A 19,890-nucleotide genomic window follows, 5' to 3' on the forward strand; every position below is an offset into this window, starting at 1 on the left:
TCGGTGAACCGCAGCGTCGGCCTCGGCTGACGTCACGGCGTAGTCGGGTGCGAGGTGAGGGTCGGCCAACCCTCCCTTCGCATCTGGCGAAACCGTGGCGTCCGCCTGGCGGGCACTTCGGTGTAGTCGGATGAGATGGAGGGTCGGCCAACCCTCCGTCGATTCCGACGAACCGAAGTGTCCGAGCCGAGTGCGGCACGGAACCTCATGCGAGGGTCGGAGGCTGGCCGCCTCCGACCTGTGCATCGAGCGGAAGGGAGCGCCACTCCCCTCCGCTTCTCGATGGTCGTCCGGGGGCAACCCCGGACGACCATCACCTTCTCCACGGCCGGTCTCACCAGACCGGCCGTTGTTTTGGGTACGGGATGTGCCATTCCAAGCCGGGCACAAAGAACCGGCCCGCACCTTGAGAGGTACGGGCCGGTCTTTTTGCAACTGTTTCAGCGGCCACGCCCCGGGAGGCGTGAGCCGAATCTTCAGTTCTGTTGTGGTCGGGACCGGCCCGGGTCGTGGGACCTGGACCGGTCGGACGGATTCAGTCGAGCCGGCCCGCCGTTGACGGTGCGGGCCGGTGCGGGCCTAGGCGGCCATGCCCTCGAAGCGGTCGTCCTGCGCAGCGACGAAGGCCGCACGCTCGAGGCCGTAGGCGAGCGCCGTGATGTAGACGTACGCCTGGTCCGGGTTGCCCAGGTGAAGGTTTCCCATGAGCTCTTCGGACCACATGCCCAGGTCGTTCTGACCAAGCAGGAGGTCCGCCATGACGGCGTCGGCACGCTCCAACTTGCCGAGCCGCAGGAAGACCTGCGCCACCCAGCCGGTGACGTTGTTGAACGTGCCCTCTTCGTCCGAAGTGATTCCGTCGCCGAAGGACGCCGTGTGGTACCGGACGTATCCCCGGCCGACCCGAAGCCCCTGGATGGGGTTGCTCGGGTCGTCAGAGGGCGCGTCGATGGCGCGTAGCGTGGCCTCCACGAGCTGCCTGTCACTCGGGTCGTCGAGGTTGAACACGTCCTGGCCCATGATGAACGCCAGGAGGATCGACGAATCGAGGACGTTCAGCCCGGGGGCGGCCACGATGACGCCATTGTGGACGCAGTTCTCCAGGACCCAGGCCTTGACCTCGTTGGCCATCTCCCTGTATTTGTGCGCCATGAACTTCAAGCCCAAAGACTCGAAGATCTTGGCGGCGAAGATCAGGGCCTGGGCGTTCAGCAGCTGGGCCGACGCGTAGACGACGAACGCCTCGCCGTCCTGGCGACGGACCTCCCAAACCCCCGAACAGGGCTTGAACCTGGCCTGTGCGGCCTGCTCGGCCAGACAGAGCACGAGGTCCTCGAGCCCTCGGTCGAGCATGCCGCGCTGGGTCCCGCGCCACAGGTGATCCAGCGGGTAGACCCACCGGTCGTGCTGCTTCTGGTTTCCCGCTCCGTTGCCGTAGCGGAAGAGGGAACCCCGGTAGCCCAGCTCAGGGACGATGTGCTCGCCCTGCTGAGCCACGTCCTCGCCGTTGGGCCCGTACATGATCTTCGTGCCCAGGAAGACGCTCGGGTTGGACCTGTACCACTCCAGGACGGCCGGAAGGACCTCGCGGTCCCCCAAGTCGTCCAGGGTGGAGACGGTGAGGCCACCGTCTCGCATCCAGTGGTAGAGGTAGTCCCACACCCGGATCGCCCGGCGGAGCCAGTTCGGGACATCCTCCGGGAGGCTGCGCCCGAAGGCCGCGAAGAACGTCCCCGCCCGGTGGCCGAGGCCCCGGAGCAGGATCGCCCACCTGGTCATGTCGGACGCGGTGTCGTTGTCGGGAATCTTGTCGAGGGTCTGGACCCACGTGGCCCAGCCGTCGTCGGACTCCATGACGAGGTGCTCGATGTCCTTGTCCGACATCGGAACGTGGTTGTCGCGCCACCCGAGCCAGATCCAGGCCTTCTTCCCCGCCTCCAAGGTCAGGCGGCCCGTGAGGGAGGTCATGCCGTCGTCGAACTCGAGTGCCATGTTGGTGGCGAGGACCAGCTTGCGGCCCCCAACCTCGGCCTCGGCCACCGTGTACCCCGGCCTGAGCTGCCGGATGATCCAGACGAGCGGCTGCTCGCCCCGGTACCCGTGGCACAGGTTGAGGTCCAGACGGGCCGTGACGGACCCCCGCTCACAGGTGAGCAGGCGCACCATCTGGCCGAAGTTCGAGGATCCGGGCGATCCGACCATCAACGCCTGTTCCCGGGCGGTTCCGGTCTGGGTCGCCCACGTCGACACCAGGGTGTGCGACAGGTCCTCGTACCTACGGTTGGTCGGGAACTCCTTGTCCTCCAGCGCGAGCCGGAGGCCGGTCTTCCACGACGGGTCGTACAGCGCGGTGATCACCGGGACGTCGTTGGCGTCCGGGAGGCCCCACGCGATGACGTTCGACCTACGGTCGACGAGAGCACCCTCGCCCAGACCGTTGGCGAGTACGGCGAGGTCGCGGATCGGCGGAGACCGCCACGGACCACGCCGCTGAGAGGGACTCTGATTCATGAGCCCTGTCCTCCTGTTGTTTGAGCGATCCATCTTTGTGGCCCCTAGAGCCACAGACGGTGTCCGGCGGGTGCCGGACACTGTTAACCGTCCCGAAACCTCCGCGAAACGCAATCAGAAAATTCTGCCGGATCGGTCGAACGGTCGGGAACGGGCGTGCCTGTTAGATGACGGACCGTCGTGCTGTCAAGGGTCGATTCGAAAACGTCGCCTGATCGTGCCAGCCAATGTGGAATAAGTTCTGCGGCGGCCGCTGTGGGGGTGCGCTCTCAGGCGCCGCCGGAGATGCGGGTTCGCGGCGTCGCCCGTGGTGGTAGGGACACGGGACGTGACGGAAAACGGAGGGAGCCTCCGCAAAGTTCCTCCGGAAGCGTCCGCCGTTTCTGTGCGCCCTCGCCGGCGGTTCACGAAGCCACCGCTTTCCAGGGAGGGCGTGCACCCCCCCGCGGGCTAGAGCCAGAAATGGCGTCAAAGGCGTTTCGTAAGAGCCTGTTCACCGGGCGGCCACCCGCATGTCCCCGCGGCTGAGTCGGCATGCATGAAGATCGTTGAGCACGACCCGGCTCCACGGAGTCGTACCCGTTCATCGGTGCGACAAAGGGAGCCGGGTCACCACCGGTTCTCTTTGTGCGCACTTCACACGAGGAGTTCCGGAAATGACAAACCAAAGTTCTGAACGCAAGCGGTACCCCTGGCTGGGGGTGGCGCTCGGAGGCGCGGACCGGCTCAGCTCCGCGTCGGGCAAGGCCCTCCTGGACAACCGGCTGATCGGCGCGAACGGTCTGCAGGTGCACCAGGCGACGGCGCTGGAGGCGACCTTCGGCGGGCTCCTGCTCCTGCTCCGCCTCTTCTTCTGGAAGCTTTCGGGGAAGGGCGGAGACGACAGGCCCGCAGCCGAGATGCCGGCACGGTCGCGGCGCAAACTGTCCCTGATGACGTTCGGGGTGATCGGCATGGACAAGGCGCTGCTGTTCGCGGCCCTGTCCTTCATCCCCTTCAGCGTCGCCGGAGGGATCTACTACACCGTCCCGCTCTCCATTCCCGTCATCGCGGGGTTCAGGAGCGGGAGCAGGGGGCGAGCCGCCCTTCTCACGCTCTTCGCGGCGGCCGCCGCGCTCGGCGTGGTCCTGCTCGTCCAGCGAGACGGGCCGGCTTCGGGAAGCGGCTACCTGCTCGGCGTGATCTGCGCCCTCGGCGCGGGCGTCCTGCGGACGCTGTACCTTCCCGTCACCGACCGCCTCATCAAGGGCGCGGGCCGGTTCTACACCGAGAAGGTGATCGCCTGGTCGACGCTGTCCGTCGGCGTGCTCGCCGGCGGCATCGTCATGCTCACGGGGGGCTTCGCCTTCCTGAGCTGGCAGATCGTCCTGTGGGCGCTGCTGGTCGGGCTGCTGAACAACACCCTGCCCCGCATCATCCAGATGCCGGCGAGGGAACTCGCGGGCGACGCCGTGTACGCGGTGTTCCTCACCGCGAGTCCGCTGATCGCCACGCTCGTCGGGCTGGCCTTCCTGGACACGCGGCTGATCCCGATCCAGTGGGCCGGGGTCATCGTCATCACGGTGGCCGCGGCCGCGGTCGCCCAGATGAGCTTCAGCCTCAGGGACCGGGGCCACGCGCCGCTCATCGAGCTGTCGTCGGCCACGCCCGAGGCCGTCCTGCAGCACGCCCTGGACGAGCGCGGCAAGATCCTGGAGACGCTCGAACGGCTCACCCAGGAGTACGGGGACTGCGAGCAGGCCGTCGCCCAGGCGGAACGCAGGGTCGCCGAGGCCAGGCTCGCGAAGGCTCGCGCCGACGCGAAGAAGGCGGAGGCCGCGGCGGTGAAGACCCGGACCGAGGCGGAGAGGGCCGCGGCCCAGGCGCAGACCGCCGCCGCCCACAAGGACGCCGCCGAGGCCGCGGTCAGGACGGCGGAGGAGGGGGTCCGTCTCGCTCTGGAGAAGGCCCCGGCCACGTCGTCCTAGCGGCGGTCGCCGCGGCGGGCACATCGCCCGCCTGACGGCGGGACGTACACCGCCCTAGAGGTGGAGCAGGGGCGCGGAGACGGTCTCCGCACATCTGAACACGGTTCGGGGCCGGGCCGGCCAACCCGCGCCCCCGAACCGTGGAACCGACAGCAGCGTGACGCCGGCCAGCGCCACGTATCCAGATGACGGCGGGAGGAGCCATCCTCCCGCCGTCCCTTTCTCACAGCTCGGCGCCGGACCGGTGGTCGTCGGCCTCGGCCGGGACGGCCCTGTCGGCCTCGGCCGGGACGGCCCTGTCGGCCTCGGCGGGGACGGCCCCGTCGGCTCCGGCCGGGACGGCCCGGTGGCAGGCGACGCTGTGCTCGTCGGCGAGCGGCAGCAGCCGCGGATCCTCGGTGGCGCACCGGTCGACCGCGATCGGGCAGCGGTGCCGGAACGGGCAGCCCTCGGCGGCGGGCAGCGCGTCCGAGGCGCCGGCGGCCCGGTGCGCCGCGCCCAGCCGGGGGACGGCGTCGCGCAGCGCGGCGGTGTAGGGGTGGGCCGGGGCGCCGAGCACGGTGCCGATCGGGCCGGACTCCACGATCCGCCCGGCGAACAGGACGTGCACGGTGTCGCAGAGCCGGTCGACGATGGCCAGGTTGTGGGTGATCAGCAGGTAGCTCAGCCCGTGCTCGTCGCGCAGCCCCGCCAGCAGGTCCAGCACGTGGGCCTGCACGGTGACGTCCAGGGCGCTGGTCGGCTCGTCGAGGACGAGCAGCCGCGGGTCGACCGCCAGCGCCCGGGCGATGACGACGCGCTGCCGCTGCCCGCCGGACAGCTGGTGGGGGCGGCGCCCGGCGAGGTCGGGATCGAGGCCGACGTCGGTGAGCAGCTCCGTCACCGACGGGAGGTCCCCGTCCTTCCCCGCGGGCTCGCCGCCGGCGCGGCGCCGCCGGATCCGCAGCGCCTCGGAGATCGAGGCGCCGATGCGCATCCGGGGGTCGAGGGCCTCGCTGCCGTCCTGGAACACCGGCTGGACCTGCGAGCGGTACAGCGCCCGCCCCGCCCGGTCGAGCCGGGCGATGTCGCGGTCGCGGAACAGCACCCGGCCGCGCTCGGGCCTGACCAGGCCGAGCAGCGCCCGCGCGATGGTGGTCTTGCCCGATCCGCTCTCCCCGATGACGGCGACGCCGCCGGAGTTCTCCGGCACCGTGAGGGAGACGCCGCGGACCACCGGGGTCCGGTCGTAGCTGACGGTGAGATCGTCCGCGCTGAGCATGGTCACTCCCCGATCGCGGGGACCGCGTCGAGCAGTTCCCGGGTGTAGGCGGCGGAGGGGCTTTGCAGGACGTCGGCGGCCGGTCCCGCCTCGACCACACTGCCCTGCCGCATGACGACGACGTGGTCGGCGATCCCGGACACGACGGCCAGGTCGTGCGAGACGAAGACCAGGGCGATCCCGTGCTCGTCGCGCAGCCGGGCCAGCAGGTCCAGGACGGCGGCCTGCACGGTGACGTCCAGCGCGCTGGTGGGCTCGTCGGCCAGGATGACGTCGGCGCGCAGGGCGACGGCCATCGCGATGGCGAAGCGCTGCGCCTGGCCGCCGGAGACCTGGTGCGGGTAGCGGCGCAGCAGCCCGGGGTCGAGCAGGACGCTGCGCAGCGCCTCCTCGGTCCGCTCGCGGGCCTCGGCGCCGCGCAGGCCGTGCCGGGCGAGCACCCGTTTGAGCAGGGCCCCGAGCCGCATCGTGGGGTTGAGGGACGCCTGCGGGCTCTGGCTGACCAGGGCGATGACCGAGCCGCGCAGCTTCGACAGGGTCCGGTCGTCCGCCGTCACGACGTCCGTGCCGTTGACGACGACCTTTCCGCTGACCCGCAGCCCGTCGGTCAGCCCGAGCATCGCGTTCAGGGCCGTGGTCTTGCCCGACCCGCTCTCGCCGACGATCGCGGCGCACTCGCCGGGGCCGACGCTCAGCTCGTCGAGCGAGGCCAGCAGCCGGTCGCCGGCCCGCACCCGCAGGTTCTCCGCAGTGAGCACCGCTTTCATCGGGTGACCTCCCGCCGGGGGTCGAGGGCGGACCGCAGGCCCTCGCCGAGCACGTTGAAGCAGAACGCCGTGACCACGATGGCCAGGCCGGGGAAGGCGACCACCCACCAGTTCGTGGTGAACAGGCTCTGCCCCTGCTGGACCATCAGCCCCCATTCCGCGGTGGGCTCCTGCGGCCCGAGGCCGAGGAAGGACAGCGCCGCGGCCGTGAGGATGACCCCGCCCGCGTCCAGGGACAGCTGGACCAGGACCGGGGTCAGCGAGTTGGGCAGGACGTGCCGCAGCACGATCCGCGTCCGGGACCCGCCGAGGCAGCGGGCCGCGTCGATGAAGCCGCGCGATCTGATGGACGTCGCGGCGACCGCGCTCATCCGGGCGTACCAGGGCCACCAGGACGCGGTGATGGCGATGATCGCCCCCTGCGTCCCCGGGTGCAGCACGAGCGCCAGCGCCACCGACAGCAGCAGCGCCGGGAAGGCCAGGAACACGTCGGTGATCCGCATGATGACGTCCCGGACGATCCCGCCCGCGTACCCGGCGACGACGCCGAGCAGCACGCCGATGACGGCGGACAGGGCGAGCACCGCGACGGCGATCGTCAGTGAGGTGCGCGCCCCGTAGAGCACCCGGGTCAGCATGTCGCGGCCGACCCCGTCGGTCCCGAACCAGTGCTCGCCGCCGGGCGCCCGCAGCGCCTCGGCCGGGTGGGTCGCGTCGGTCCCGTCGCCCGGATAGGGCGCCAGCAGCGGGGCCGCGATGGCCGCGACCACGACCAGGGCGAGGACCACGGCGCCGACGGCGGCCAGCCGGTCGGTGCGGGCCGCCCGCATCACCCGGTGCACGGGCCGTTCCCGCAGGGGCGCGGCGGGGGTGTCGAGAGCGGTCATCTGATCCTCACCCGCGGGTCGATGGCGGCCTGCGCGAGGTCCACCAGCAGGTTGACGACGACGTAGGTGAACGCGATCGCGATGGTGACGCCCGCGATGGCGGGGGCGTCGGACGAGCGGATCGAGTCGGCCGCGTACCGGCCGAGCCCGGGCCAGTTGAAGATGGCCTCGACCAGGAAGGCGTTCACCAGCGAGAAGGCGAAGACGAGCGCCAGCAGGGCCAGCACCGGGCTGAGCGCGGGCCGCAGCGAGAACCGGGTCAGCACCTGCCAGCGGGTGAAGCCGAGGGCCCGTTCCAGCCGCGCGTGGTTCTGCGTCGACTCCTCGATGAGCGCGGCGCGGGTCATCTGGGCGACCACGCCGGTCGGATAGGCGGAGATCGCGGCCGCGGGCAGCACGAGGTGGGCCAGGGTGCTGCCGAGGACCGGCCAGTTCCCGGTGATCAGCGCGTCCACCGCCGTGATGTTGGTGTACAGGTGCAGCGGGCTGGTGCCGTCCAGTTCGGGGTCGTACTCACCGGCGACGGGGAGCCAGCCCAGTTTGGTGGCGAACACGTTCTGCGCGAAGAGCGCCAGCAGGAAGACCGGCACCGACACGCCCGCCATCGAGGTGATCCGGATGGATCCGTCGGCCGGCCGGCCCCGGAACCGGGCGGCGAGCACCCCGAGCGGAATGCCCACCAGCACCGCGATGATCACCCCGGTGCCGACCAGCTCCAGCGAGGCGGGGAAGGCGGTGGAGATGTCGCCGAGCACGTCCTGGCGGGTGTGCAGGCTGATTCCCCAGTCGCCCTGGACCAGCGAGGTGAGGTAGTCCCAGAGCTGGACGGGCAGCGTGTCGTCCAGGCCGAGCTCCGCGCGGGTCCGGGCGAGCTCGGCGGCGGAGGCCCGGGGCCCGGCGTAGGTCACCGCCGGGTCCCCGGGGACCAGCCGCATCACCACGAAGGTGAGCACCACGACACCGGCCACGACGAACGCGGCCTGTGCCAGGCGTCGGAGCAGGTAGCGGGTCATGTCACGCGGCCGGGCTGAGTTCGTGCGCGAACACGACGTTGGGGTACGCCGGGTCGTCGGTGTAGCCGTCGACGTCCGCCGAGTACGCCCGCTGGTACTGCTGGACGAACAGCGGCGCGGCGACGGCCTGGTCGACCAGGAGCCTGCGCTGGAGCGAGGCGTAGGACGCCTCCGCCGCGGACCGGTTCGTGGCGGTCAGCTCCGGCAGCTTGTCGATCTCACCGTCGACGCCGGGGTCGTCGAGGTAGGTGAGGTTGAAGTTGACCGGGTCGGCCGAGCGGAACAGGTTCAGGAACCAGCTGTAGGCGTCCGGGTAGTCCGGGTACCAGTACATGACGAAGACGTCCTGGCGCTTGGACGCGTCCTTGCTCTTGGCACGGTCCCACTGGGCGTCCCACTGCATCGGCTTGGCCTGGACCTTCACGTTCAGGCCCTTGAGCGCGGAGCTGAGCAGCGTCACGAACTTCTGCTGGTCGTCGTCGCCCTGCGCGTAGGTGAGGTCGAGCGTCAGCGACTTCTTGCCCGGCCCGTACCCGGCCTCGTTCAGCAGCCGCGTCGCCGCCGCGGTGTCCTGGCGCCCGGCCAGGCCGGGGGTCGCCCCGGTCAGCCCGGTCGGGACGACGCCGCTGGCCGCGGTTCCCGAGCCCTTCAGCGTCGACACCAGGCCGTTGTAGTCGATCGCCGCCTGGACGGCCTTGCGGAGCTTGACGTCCTTCAGGGGACCGGCCTCGGTGTTGAAGAACGCCATGAGGTTCTGGAACGACGGAACCGAGTCGGTCTTGAGGTCCTTCATCCCCTTCGCCTGTGCGAACAGCTGCGGGTTGAGCCGGTGCACGTAGGTGACGTCACCGGCCTGCAACTGCTGCCACGCGGTGGTGACCTGCGGGGTGTTGCGGAACTCGACGCTGGTGTAGTGCGAGCCCTTCCAGCCGCCCCAGTAGTCCTTGAACTGGCCCAGCCGGACCTCGGCCTCCTGCCCCTTGTTCCAGGAGGCGACGGTGTACGGCCCGGTGCCGGTGTCGTGGCCCTTCGCGACGTAGTCCTTGAGGTCCGCGCCGCCGGGCGCCTTCGTGTCGTAGATGTAGGAGGCGTAGCCGGAGGAGGAGACCAGGTCGAGCGGCGCCGCGTACTTCAGCTCGAACACCAGCGTGTGCGGGTCCGGCGCCTCGATCGTCTTCACCGGGTCCCAGATGTAGGCGGCGCCGCCCTTCATCTTCATCGTCCGCTCGATGGCGGCCTTGGCGACGCTGGAGGTCAGCGCGGTGCCGGTGTGGAACTTCACGCCGTCCCGCAGGGTGAACGTCCACTTCTTGCCGTCGTCGGACGAGGTCCACTTCGTCGCGAGCCGCGGCTCGACCTTCTTGGACTCGGTGTTGTACCGGGTCAGCGACTCGTAGACGTTCTGCATCGCGATGATCTCGTTGGAGTACGAGGTCGCGGGGTCCCAGTCGGTGACGATGTTGAGGTTGAACGAGTAGACGAACGCGCTGGACGTCGAGGCCGACTTGCGGACGGCTCCGCCCGAGCAGCCGGTGACGGTCACGGCGACTGCCGCCGCGAGCGCCAGTGATCTTATGCGCCAGGACATGACGGGATCTCCTTGCAGGGGGACCGGACAGGGGGGAGTGGGGGGCCGGGCTAGAGGTTGCCGAGCGGGCCGGCGGCCTTGACCCGCAGCCGCAGCGCGGGTTCGGGCAGGTAACTCATCGGTACTTCGGTGATCTCCACGACCTCCACTCCGGCCGGATCGGCTCCGGCCTGCACGGCCCGGCGTCCGGCGGCGTCGGACGCCTCGGCGATGGCCTCCCTGCGGCCCTCGCCTGCCGGGATGATGGTCTCAATGGTTCCGCTGACCATGGCGATCGCCGCGCCGACGGCGTTGGCGACGTCCCCGTGGGCGGGGCGGATCACCTCGGCGACGCCGGCCAGCGTGTCGGGGATCAGGAACGACCCGCCGCCCACCGCGATCAGCGGCTGGTCGGTCTTGCCGAGGGTCATCCGGTCGACCGCGTCGGCCAGCATCTGGTCGGCCGTCTCCACCGCCGCGCCGAGCGCGCCGCGCAGCCGCTCCGGGATCGCGGCGCCGGCCGGCGCGCCGCGCCCGGCCAGCGCGCCCGCGTCGGTCATGGTGGGGGTGTCGCCGCCGAAGGTCAGCGCCTTCTCGGTGATCCGGTACCCGACCGACTGCGGCCCGACCGCCCCGTCCGGCCCGATGACGGTGCCGCCGCCGAGCGCGAGGGCGAGGATGTCGGGCATCCGGAAGTTGGTCCGCACCCCGCCGATCTCGACGCCCGCCGACGACTCCCGGGGGAAGCCGGCGTACAGCACGCCGAAGTCGGTCGAGGTGCCGCCCACGTCCGCGATGATCGCGTCGGTGAGGCCGGACAGGAACGCCGCGCCCCGGATGGAGTTGGCCGGGCCCGAGCCGATCGTCAGCACCGGGTACCGCACGGCGTAGTCGATCGCCATGAGGGTGCCGTCGTTCTGCGCGAAGTAGGTGGTGACGTCCAGGCCCCGCTCGGCCAGCGTGTGCTGCAGCCCGTCCCACACGGCGCTGATGACCCGGTAGAGGGCGGCGTTGAGGATCGTGGCGTTCTCGCGCTCCAGCAGCCCGAGCGTGCCGATCTCGTGGCTCATCGAGATGGGCACCGCGTCGCCGAGCTCGTCCCGGGCGATCTCCGCCGCCTCGATCTCCTGGTCGGCGAAGGCGGGGCTGAACACGCTCGTCAGCGCGATCGCGTCGGCCTCGCCGGCGACGTCGGCGAGCACGGCGCGCAGCGCGCCGGGGTCGAGCTTGGAGATGGGCCTGCCGTCGACGTAGTGGCCGCCGGGGAGCACGGCGGTGCGCGCGGTGATCGCCGCCGACAGGTCCGCCGGCCAGGACTGCGCCGGGGGCACCGAGGTGGTGGCCGGCCCGCCGAGCCGGATCGCGGCCACCTTGCCGAGCCCCCGCCGCTCCAGGATGGCGTTGGTGGCGTGCGTGGTGCCGAGCATGACCCGGCCCACCCGCCGGACGTCGTCGCCGAGCTGGTCCAGCACCGCGGTCAGCGCCGCGTGCAGACCCGAGGAGACGTCGGCGCTGGTCGCCTGCTTCGTCCGGGCCAGCACCTCGCCCTTGGCGCTGAGGACGACCGCGTCGGTGTTGGTGCCGCCGACGTCGACGCCGATGCGCAGGTCCCGGGCGACGGTGCCGCCGGACGTACGGTCAGCCATGAGAGAGCTCCTCCACGGGCGTGTAGTCGATGTCGTAGCCGAACGCCCGAGGGCCGGCCGTGGCGAGACCGCGCTCGGTCCGCCAGATCGGGTCGCACGCCCAGGACAGCACCGCCACCCGCTGTCCGTAGCGCAGCGACTCGGTGGAGATGGCGCCGGCGGTCTGCGCGTCCACCACGGTGATCAGGTCGGGGACGCAGGCGCGCGCCCGGCCGTCCTCCAGCGCGATCAGGTTCTCGTTCTGGATCTCCACCCGGAGCAGCCGGCCGCGGTCCTCGCCGGTGCCGTCGACGACCAGGCTGCCGCGGACGAACCCGCCGCCGGTCCGCCGCTCGACGTCGACGACCTTCCCGGTGATCAGGACGGTGGCGTCCAGCGTCGCGCACAGGGAGCCGAGCGGGTCGGAACCGTCCCGCACGGCATGGCCGATCGCGAGGGCCTTGGTGACCGTGCCCTCGATGACCGCGCCCCGCGCCTGCGCGCCGGTCAGCACGTAGTCGGCCATCAGCGCCGACGCCCCGCTGGCGACGCAGACCGCCCGGGAGATGCGCTCGGACCACAGCCCGTCGACCGGGCGGACCGTGGTGACGTTGCCCTGCACGTCGGCCAGGACGACGAGGTTCACCGGCCGTCCCGCCACGTACATCGAGACCATCTGGACCTCGGGGAACGCCCGTCCCATCCCGTCGGCGTCGACCAGCGGCAGGCCGAGCCGCGCCGCCCAGCCGACCGGACCGACGCCGTTCGAGCCGCCGATCTCGCAGGCCATCACCGCGGCCACCGGACGGCCGAGCGTCCGCTCGACCTCGTCCCGGATGAGCAGCGGCTCCTCCCCGCTCATCAGCATCTCGTGGGCGACGGTGGGCGCTCCGATCCCCGACAGCGGGAGGACGAGGCTGTCGTCGGGCACCTCCGACAGCGGGATGAGCGGCACCTCGCCGAACTCGTCGATCGCCCGGACCGCGGTCAGCGTGCCCGTCTCGACGTCCCCGCCGCCCCCGGTGCCCAGGATCGCGCAGCCGCGGGCGAGCGCCGGAACGTCGTCTAGGGTCACGCGACCGGTCCTCGAAGGTGTCATCTGCATGCTGGAAGAATGGTCCCACCGTCTGACCTGGCGGAAGGGTGGAGGGCACAAGGTTTCGCGAGTGTTTGTGTCGGTGGCACAATGCGGGCGTGTCCTTCGTCGCGGACCTGGTCGGGACCGGTTCCCGGATCCCCCTCACCCTGCTCGCCGGCCCGGCCGACGCCGTGCCGCTCACCTCCGTCACCGCGGTCGAGGCGCTGGCGCGTCTGCGGCGCGCCCCGGAGGGCGCGCTGGTCGTCGTGACGGGACGGTCGGCCGCGAGGGCCGCCGGATACGAGCTGGACATCGCCGTCCGCACCGCCGCCGAACGCGGCGTGCCCGCGCTGGTCCTCATCGGCTGCGGCCCGCTGCCGATCACCGCGGCCCGGCTGGCCGACCGCGCCCGCCTCGCCGTCCTCACGGCCGAGGAGGACTGCGACGTCGCCGAGGTCGTGCTCTACCTCGGCCAGGTCATCCGGGGCGACGCCGCCGACTCGCTCGCCCGCGCGCAGGCGGCGCTGCGGATCGTCCGCGAGGCCGGCGAGCCCCCCGGCGCCGCCGAGGACGGCGACCGCGTCGTCGCGCTGCTCGAACGGGTCGGGGCGGTGCTCGGCCGCACCCTGACGACGACGGACGAGGCGGCGGGGCCGGCGGACGCCGAGCCGATCTGGGTGGCGGGCCGCCGCCAGGGCGGCGTGACGGGTCCGCCGGACGACGCCGTGCGGCTGGTGCTGCCCGCCGTGGCCGCCGCGGTCGGCCGGTTGCGGCAGTTCGCGCTGGAGCGGGCGACCGCGCCCGGCCAGACCCGGTCCGACATCCTCACCGAGCTGATCGTCAGCGAGCGCGTCCAGGCGGGGGCACTGGCCGACCGGGCCCGGCTGCTCGGCCTGGCCGTGGACGACCTGCACACCGCCATCTGGATGACCCCGGACCGGCCGCCCGGCCCGGACCCCGCCGAGCTCGCGGAGCGGCGGCGGCTGTTCGACACCCTCACCCTGCGCACCCACCAGGCCCCGCAGCCCTCCGGCGAGTCGTGGAACCTGGCCCGCCTCGCCGCCGACATCGTGCTGGTCGGCACCGCCCGGGCCGAGATCCGGCCGCCGCGCGCCCTGCAGATGATCGACGCCGTGCGCGCCGCCGTGGCGGAGGAGCATCCCGGTATGGTGCTGCGCTTCGGGATCGGCACACCGCAGCGGGGGATCGAGGGGCTGCGCCAGTCGGCCACGGAGGCCCGCGCCGCGGCGGCGATCGCCGTCCGCTCCCGCGAACTCGTCCACACCTTCGACGCCGCCGGCATCAACCGGGTGCTGTCCCAGATCGCCGCCTCCGCACTCAGCCGCCGGGTGGTCGACGATCTGCTGCGCCCGCTCGACGCGCTCGGCCCGGGACGGTCGGCCGAGGCCATCGCCACGCTGTGCGCCTACCTTGACGCGCGCGGCTCGCTGAAGGCCGCCGCGTCCCGGCTGGCGCTGCACCCCAACGCGGTCAACTACCGGATCAGGAAGATCGTCGAAAGGCTCGGCGCCGACCTGTCCGACCCGGACACCGCGTTCGCCCTGCACCTGGCCTGCCGCGTCCGCCTCCGCGACTGACAGGACGCCGCCGACCGGAGAAATGAAGAACCGCTCTCGTCCCGGGGATCCGGGACGAGAGCGGCCTATTGATCAGCACCGCGGCCCGGAGGCCACATCGATCAGTTGTCGTCATGCACCCTTGATGGTGCCGTCGTCGTCGAGGATGATGTCGCCGTCCTCGTTCTCGCCGACCTTCCTGCCCATTTGCATGGCCATGGTGATAACCCCGTTTCGTTTTCAATCATCTGTTAACAAAATGACGGGTCTCGAGAACCCGCATAGTGGACTGTACAGAGCCCGGCCGAGTCGGCAACCCGCATCTTCGAATCGGGCCGGAAATCTGCGGTCCATCGGAACAAGAACCGGCCTCCACCCCATCGGGGTGAAGGCCGGCCACTGCATCGCCCGGATCGGTGGATCCGGGCGTCGGTCAGGTGGAGATCAGCGCGGCTGCGGGTCCACGATGGCCCAGGCGCGCTTGCCGCCACCGGTGCGCACGGCGCCGCACCGGTGGGTCTGCGAGATGACTCGCTTGAGCCCGGTCCGGGTCGACTCCTGCACCGTGGGCATCTCGGGGTTCCGGTCGCCCACCATGACGAGGGGGTACTTCACCATCTCCCGCTCGTCGGTGGCCCACCCCAGGAACAGGGTGACGGCCGGACCGTCGGGCAGGAACACCCCTGCCGGCGCCTGCCCGTACCACTGGGCATTGCGGATCAGCTCCATCGCGACGCGCGTCACGATGCCCCGCACCTCCGGGGGGAGGTCGGCGAAGATGCCCTGCACCGAGTGCTCGACCATCGCCTCCGTGGGCTCGTTGGCCTCGCTCGTCTGCTTCCCGATGGTGTAGGGCACGGGGCCCGTCTCGAACTCGGGACGCTGCTGCGGACGGGATCCGATGACCCCGGTCAGTCCGTTCATGGAAAAGCTCCTTCGGTCTTGGTTGCGTAGCGAGAGCCGGGAAGGTCACTCGCGGGGTCTACCGTCCGGACGCGGCCGGAAGCGGCAACTCCTGCGGCGTGCGGTGCACCCGAGAAACCGGCCTCCACCTGGGGAGGCGGGGGCCGGCCGGTGCATCGTGCCCGGGCGCCGAACCGCCTCGGAAGGCGGCTCGGCCGGGCGTTCGGGAGGCGGGGTGGTCGAGCGCGTACTCGGCCACCACGAACTTCCCGTTCTTGGTGGAGAAGGCCCCGTACCGGGACAGATCCGTGCGGATCAGTGCCGGCCCTCGGCCGTTGAGAGCGGAACCGTCGTCGAGGCTGCGAGCCCGGTCGGGCGGTGTCGGGCCGGTGAGGCCCAGCCCGTCCGCCACGCCGGCGGAGCGTTGCGGCCTTCCATGGCGGCCGCACGGTAACTCGTGGGTGCCCTAGGGGCGCCCGCGACCTGTCGATAAAACAAGAAGGAGACGAGGATGACGGTCGAAGAACCGGAGCGGCGAGGCGGATCGGCACCGGATCGAGCGGAACTCGCCGGTGCGCTCGGGGTCGCGCATGACGACCCGCTGCTCGAAGAGGCCCTCACGCACCGTTCCTACGCCAACGAGAACGGCCTGCGCGCTGACCAGCGCCTGGTCTTCGTGGGCGAGGCGGCCCTGCGGATGTGCATCACCGACATCGTGTTCCACCGCAGGCCCGGGGACGCGGAGGGCTTGCTGAGCCAGTTGCGGGCCGCCGCGGTCACCGCTGCGGCGCTGGCAGGAGTGGCCCGCTCGCTCGGCGTCGGGGCTCACATCCGGCTGGGCCGCGGCGAGCAGGCCGACGGTGGGAGGGAGAAGGACTCCATCCTGGCCGACACGCTGACTGCGCTGATCGGGGTGGTCCACCTGCGGCACGGCATAGGCGCGGTCTCCGCGCTGGTGCACCGGTCGTTCGGCGATCTCATCGAACGGCTGGCGCTGCTGGGCGCGGGGCTGGACTGGAAGAGCGCGCTGCAGTCCCTCGCCGTCTTCAAGGGGCTGGGGGCGCCTCGGTACCGGGTCGAGCAGAGCGGACCGGACCACAGGGCGCACTTCACGGCCTGGGTCCTGGTCGGCGGCGTCGAGTACGGCCCGGGCCAGGGCGGCAAGGCCAAGGAGGCCGAGAAGCTCGCCGCGGAGGCGGCCTGGCACGCGATCACTGGGTGACCGGGCGACCTGCTGTTCCTCGGGGCGACGAACCCGGGGGGCGGCTTGATCTGAAGGCCTCCCTGTGAGGCACTGACCGGAGACGGCCCCCTCGCGGGGGCCGTCTCGTCTTCGTCCGGCCTGGTTCGTGCGCCGATCGGAACCGGTTGCGCCTTCCGCCGGTCTCCGGACGGGTCCTCAGTGTGTTCTACCGTCGAAGTGCCGGGATGGGTTGTTTCGGGCTGATAGCCCGCATCGTTCTTCTCGTGATGATGGGCATCGTGTTGATCATCTGTGTGGCCAACCGTTCCTGGCTGCAGGCGAAGGCCGTCAACGCGATCTACGAGGGCCGGCCCCGGATCCATGCCGGCAAGTACTTCGAACCCGGCGCCACCGCGATGGAGGACGGTGTACGGCAGACGGCCGTACTGATCAAGGACAAGCCGCACGTCCGCGTGACCTCACCGCCCGACGAATGGCGCGAGAAGCACGAGGACGCCAAGTGCAAGGGCAAAGTGTGCACGGCGGCCGCGACCCGCGAGTCGTTCACCGGCGGAGGTGCGATCGATATCGGCAGCATCCTCGCGGGGCTGCTGCTGTGCTATTTCATCTGGCTCCTGATCAATGGCGATGACGACTATGACGACCGTTACGACCGTCGTTACGACCGCCGCTACTACCGCCGCTGATCCTGCTGGCCGCCTCCCTGCCCGGCGGCCTCGTCGCCGTCGGCATCATGATCGTCCGCAGGTCGCGCGAGGGCGAGTTCCCGTACGGCCCCTGCATGCTCGCCGGGGTGCTCGCGTCGATCCTCTCCGCCGCCGGCCGAGGGTCAGCCGCAGAGCTTCCGGCCGGCCTCGACGCCTCCGCCGATCTTGTTGATGGCGGGCGGCGCGAGGCGCGCCCCCCTCGCTCCGACGACGAGCCGGACGCCGTCCCGCGGCGCGGCGGCGTCGGAGGTGAGCAGCGCGTCCGGGACGTCCCGCGCGAGCGCCGAGGCCTGCGCCTCCGCGGCCGGCGCGTAGACGAGGCGGGTCTGCGGCGCCGCGGCGGCCTTCTCGACCTTCTTCGCCACCGTGAACCCGCGCCGCCGGAGCTGGTTGACGACCCGTTTCACCTGCGCGTCCCGGGCCCCCGCGTCGACCACGGTGACGTGCACCTTGCCGGGTGAAGGCGGCTCCGGCCGCGCCTGGGCGGGCTCGGTGGGCTTCGCGGGCAGTTCGTCGTCATGCCGGATCGCCTCGAACAGCGGCTTCGCGAGTTCCCCGTTCCACTGGACGCGGTTCGGGTCCGGCGCGTACCCCTCCACGGGGACGGTGACGAACCGCACCTGGCCCGCGCTCATCCCCTTCAGCCCGTCCGCCAGCTTCCGCATCCCCGCCAGATCCAGGTCGTCGTCGGTCGTCATCGACTTGGTCGCGGCCTTGAGGAACTTGTACGTCTTCGCCGGATCAGTGAGGACGGACCCGCTGGTGGCCTTGTCGACGACCGCCGCCATGAACTTCTGCTGCCGTTCGATGCGCTCCAGGTCGGAGCCGTCACCGAGCGAGTAGCGCGCGCGCACGTAGCCGAGCGCGTCCTCCCCCTTCACGGTCTGCTTCCCGGCCTTCAGGTAGAGCTCGGCCCTCGGGTCCCTCACGGGCTTGTCGACGCAGATCTCGACGCCGCCCAGGGCGTCCACCATCCGCTTGAACCCGGCGAAGTCCACCTGGACGAAATGGTCGATGTGGATGCCGGTGAGCGACTCCAGCGTCTTCCACGTGCACGTCGGCCCCGCGTACGCGAACGCCGCGTTCAGCATCCCGAACTGTGCCGGGACGGTGCCGCCCTTCTCCTTCCTGCACGCCGGCATCCTCACCATCGAGTCGCGCGGAAAGCTGATCCCGACCGCCTGGTCCCGGTTCGGCGAGAGGTGCAGCAGGATCGTGGTGTCCGACCGCGCCCCGGCCATCCCCGGCACCGCGTACTCCGAGTTCTCGCCCTCCCGCGTGTCGGACCCGATCAGCAGGATGTTGAGCGACTTGTTCAGCTTCTTCGGCCGGTTCGCGCCGAGGTCGTCGCTGACGTGCTTCTGCTCGATGCCGCCCATGAGGTCGTGGTAGAGCCACGCCGCGCCGCCCCCTGCGGCCAGCAGCAGCGCGACCGCGCCGACCGCGACCCACCGCAGCCCCCTGCGCCGCCCGCCGCCCCGCCGGACTCCGGTGGCGGCCCCGGACGGCGCGGCGTCGTCCGGCCTGCCTCCGTCCGGCCCGCCTCCGTCCGGCCCGCCTTCGTCCGCCGGTTCCTCGCCACCGACCGGTTCCTCGCCACCGACCGGCTTCTCGTCGCCGGTCGCGGTCCCGTCGCCGGTCGCGGTCTCTTCCGGGGCTTCGGCGTCGCCGCCGTCCTGTCCGGACGCGGCGCCGGCCGTCTCCGGGGGCGCCGGTGGTCGGCGGGCGGCCTCGTCCCCCGCGAGGTCGTCGCGGCGCGGGTCTCTGTCGCTCATCGGTCCCGTCTCGGGGGCGGGCCCTGGGGAGGGCGCGTGGTCTGCGTGATCGTCAGTTTAGGGAGGCCGCCTTCAAGGGGCGTCTGTACCTCCTCGTGTTAGATGCGCAGAACGCCTGTTCTGTTGACAAGTGTGCGTAAATCTGGCATCCCCGGGACGGGTGGTCTTCCGTACGATCGGTGCCGTGGACTCGGGGTGGGTGGTCGGCGGGCGGTTCACCATGCTCGACCGGATCGGGGTGGGAGGGACCAGCCGCGTGTGGCGTGCCTACGACCACGCGGAGGGGCGGTACTGCGCGGCCAAGCTCGTCCGGCAGCCGGGCCCGACGTCGATGCTGCGGGTCGTCCGGGAGCGTGCGCTGCGCATGGCGCACCCCCATGTGCTGACGCCCTACGCCTCGTGCACGGCGTACGACGATGTGCTCCTCGCCATGGACCTCGTGCGCGGGGGCTCGCTGGAGACGCTCCTCGGGGACTACGGCAGGCTTCCGCCCGAGTACGCGGCCGAGGTCCTCGACCAGTTGCTGGCCGCGCTGAGCCACATCCACGGCGCCGGGGTCGTCCACCGGGACGTCAAGCCCGCCAACCTGCTGCTGGAGCCGAGTCCGGTCGGGGCGCCGCACGTGCGGCTGGCCGACTTCGGGATCGCCCTGGGGGAGGACGACCAGCGCTTCACCACCACCGGTTTCGCCGTGGGGACGCCGGGATACCTCGCGCCCGAGGTGTTCGACTGGGACCGGCCCGGCCCGCGGCAGGACCTGTACGCCGCCGGCATGGTCGCCTGGCGGATGCTGACCGGCGCCGGGGACCCCGAGCCGCGCCAGCGGATCGGGGTGCCGCCCCCAGGGGTGCCGCCTCTGCTGTGGGCGGTGGTCGCCCATCTGTGCGCGCCCGACCCGGGGCAACGTCCCGCCCACGCCGACGCGGCGCGCGGGGCGCTGGCGGCGTGCCGGCTGGAACTGCGCTTCCCCGTCCGCACGCTGGACGGCGAGCCCCTGCAGATCTTCGACCATCTGGGCCCGCCGCCCGCACCCGCGTGAACGGGAGCG

The 19,890-nt window shown here is 71.5% G+C and carries 15 protein-coding genes; 5 read left to right on the plus strand and 10 right to left on the minus strand.

Annotated elements, in window-relative coordinates; genetic code table 11:
• Positions 1-579 precede the first annotated feature (579 nt).
• On the minus strand, positions 580-2,511 hold the full coding sequence (locus tag CHC11_RS43390) for a glycoside hydrolase family 15 protein (protein ID WP_089311474.1): 1,932 nt from the start codon (positions 2,509-2,511) through the stop codon (positions 580-582).
• A 656-nt stretch (positions 2,512-3,167) separates the two neighbouring features.
• On the opposite strand from CHC11_RS43390, the gene CHC11_RS10690 reads away from it, so the two are divergent.
• On the plus strand, positions 3,168-4,478 hold the full coding sequence (locus CHC11_RS10690; protein WP_143227011.1) for a DMT family transporter: 1,311 nt from the start codon (positions 3,168-3,170) through the stop codon (positions 4,476-4,478).
• Between the two features lie 223 nt (positions 4,479-4,701).
• Here CHC11_RS10690 and CHC11_RS10695 read toward each other — a convergent pair whose 3' ends face one another.
• The 7 genes from CHC11_RS10695 to CHC11_RS10725 are packed head-to-tail and all read right to left on the minus strand — an operon-like array spanning position 4,702 to position 12,673.
• Positions 4,702-5,739, minus strand: coding sequence for an ABC transporter ATP-binding protein (locus CHC11_RS10695; RefSeq protein ID WP_245919035.1), 1,038 nt, complete (start codon positions 5,737-5,739; stop codon positions 4,702-4,704).
• Positions 5,740-5,741: 2 nt separating this feature from the next.
• The gene (locus tag CHC11_RS10700) at positions 5,742-6,506 is read right to left on the minus strand and encodes an ABC transporter ATP-binding protein (protein WP_089311477.1); all 765 of its coding nucleotides are present in this window, start codon (positions 6,504-6,506) and stop codon (positions 5,742-5,744) included.
• A complete protein-coding gene (locus tag CHC11_RS10705; RefSeq protein ID WP_245919037.1) occupies positions 6,503-7,393 on the minus strand; it encodes an ABC transporter permease in 891 nt (296 codons plus the stop codon). Before CHC11_RS10705 ends, CHC11_RS10700 begins: the two co-directional genes overlap by 4 nt.
• Positions 7,390-8,406, minus strand: a complete 1,017-nt coding sequence (locus tag CHC11_RS10710; RefSeq protein WP_089311478.1) for an ABC transporter permease — start codon at positions 8,404-8,406, stop codon at positions 7,390-7,392. The genes CHC11_RS10705 and CHC11_RS10710 overlap by 4 nt, the downstream gene beginning before the upstream one ends.
• 1 nt (position 8,407) lies before the next feature.
• Positions 8,408-9,994, minus strand: a complete 1,587-nt coding sequence (locus CHC11_RS10715; RefSeq protein ID WP_089311479.1) for an ABC transporter substrate-binding protein — start codon at positions 9,992-9,994, stop codon at positions 8,408-8,410.
• A 50-nt stretch (positions 9,995-10,044) separates the two neighbouring features.
• Positions 10,045-11,619, minus strand: coding sequence for a hydantoinase/oxoprolinase N-terminal domain-containing protein (locus CHC11_RS10720; protein WP_089311480.1), 1,575 nt, complete (start codon positions 11,617-11,619; stop codon positions 10,045-10,047).
• Positions 11,612-12,673 carry an S-methyl thiohydantoin desulfurase family protein gene (locus CHC11_RS10725; RefSeq protein ID WP_245919040.1) on the minus strand — a complete coding sequence of 354 codons (1,062 nt, stop codon included), beginning with the start codon at positions 12,671-12,673 and terminating at the stop codon, positions 11,612-11,614. Before CHC11_RS10725 ends, CHC11_RS10720 begins: the two co-directional genes overlap by 8 nt.
• A 119-nt stretch (positions 12,674-12,792) precedes the next feature.
• Here CHC11_RS10725 and CHC11_RS10730 point away from each other — a divergent pair, with 119 nt between their 5' ends.
• The gene (locus CHC11_RS10730) at positions 12,793-14,274 is read left to right on the plus strand and encodes a PucR family transcriptional regulator (RefSeq protein ID WP_089311481.1); all 1,482 of its coding nucleotides are present in this window, start codon (positions 12,793-12,795) and stop codon (positions 14,272-14,274) included.
• 423 nt (positions 14,275-14,697) lie between these two features.
• Here CHC11_RS10730 and CHC11_RS10735 read toward each other — a convergent pair whose 3' ends face one another.
• Entirely contained in the window at positions 14,698-15,177 is a 480-nt protein-coding gene (locus tag CHC11_RS10735) for a hypothetical protein (protein WP_089311482.1), read from the minus strand.
• Positions 15,178-15,667: 490 nt separating this feature from the next.
• Between CHC11_RS10735 and rnc the strand changes: the two genes are divergently transcribed.
• Together rnc and CHC11_RS10745 are read left to right on the plus strand one after the other, a co-directional pair.
• The gene (gene rnc / locus CHC11_RS10740) at positions 15,668-16,378 is read left to right on the plus strand and encodes a ribonuclease III (RefSeq protein WP_089311483.1); all 711 of its coding nucleotides are present in this window, start codon (positions 15,668-15,670) and stop codon (positions 16,376-16,378) included.
• 245 nt (positions 16,379-16,623) lie between these two features.
• Positions 16,624-17,046: a hypothetical protein gene (locus CHC11_RS10745; RefSeq protein WP_143227012.1), complete on the plus strand. Its 423-nt coding sequence runs from the start codon at positions 16,624-16,626 to the stop codon at positions 17,044-17,046.
• A 143-nt stretch (positions 17,047-17,189) separates the two neighbouring features.
• Here CHC11_RS10745 and CHC11_RS10750 read toward each other — a convergent pair whose 3' ends face one another.
• On the minus strand, positions 17,190-18,842 hold the full coding sequence (locus CHC11_RS10750) for an LCP family protein (RefSeq protein WP_089311485.1): 1,653 nt from the start codon (positions 18,840-18,842) through the stop codon (positions 17,190-17,192).
• A gap of 184 nt (positions 18,843-19,026) precedes the next feature.
• Between CHC11_RS10750 and CHC11_RS10755 the strand changes: the two genes are divergently transcribed.
• The gene (locus CHC11_RS10755) at positions 19,027-19,881 is read left to right on the plus strand and encodes a serine/threonine-protein kinase (protein ID WP_143227013.1); all 855 of its coding nucleotides are present in this window, start codon (positions 19,027-19,029) and stop codon (positions 19,879-19,881) included.
• The last annotated feature ends 9 nt before the right edge of the window (positions 19,882-19,890 follow it).

It is taken from the genome of Actinomadura mexicana (assembly GCF_900188105.1).
In the GTDB taxonomy this organism is placed as follows: domain Bacteria; phylum Actinomycetota; class Actinomycetes; order Streptosporangiales; family Streptosporangiaceae; genus Spirillospora; species Spirillospora mexicana.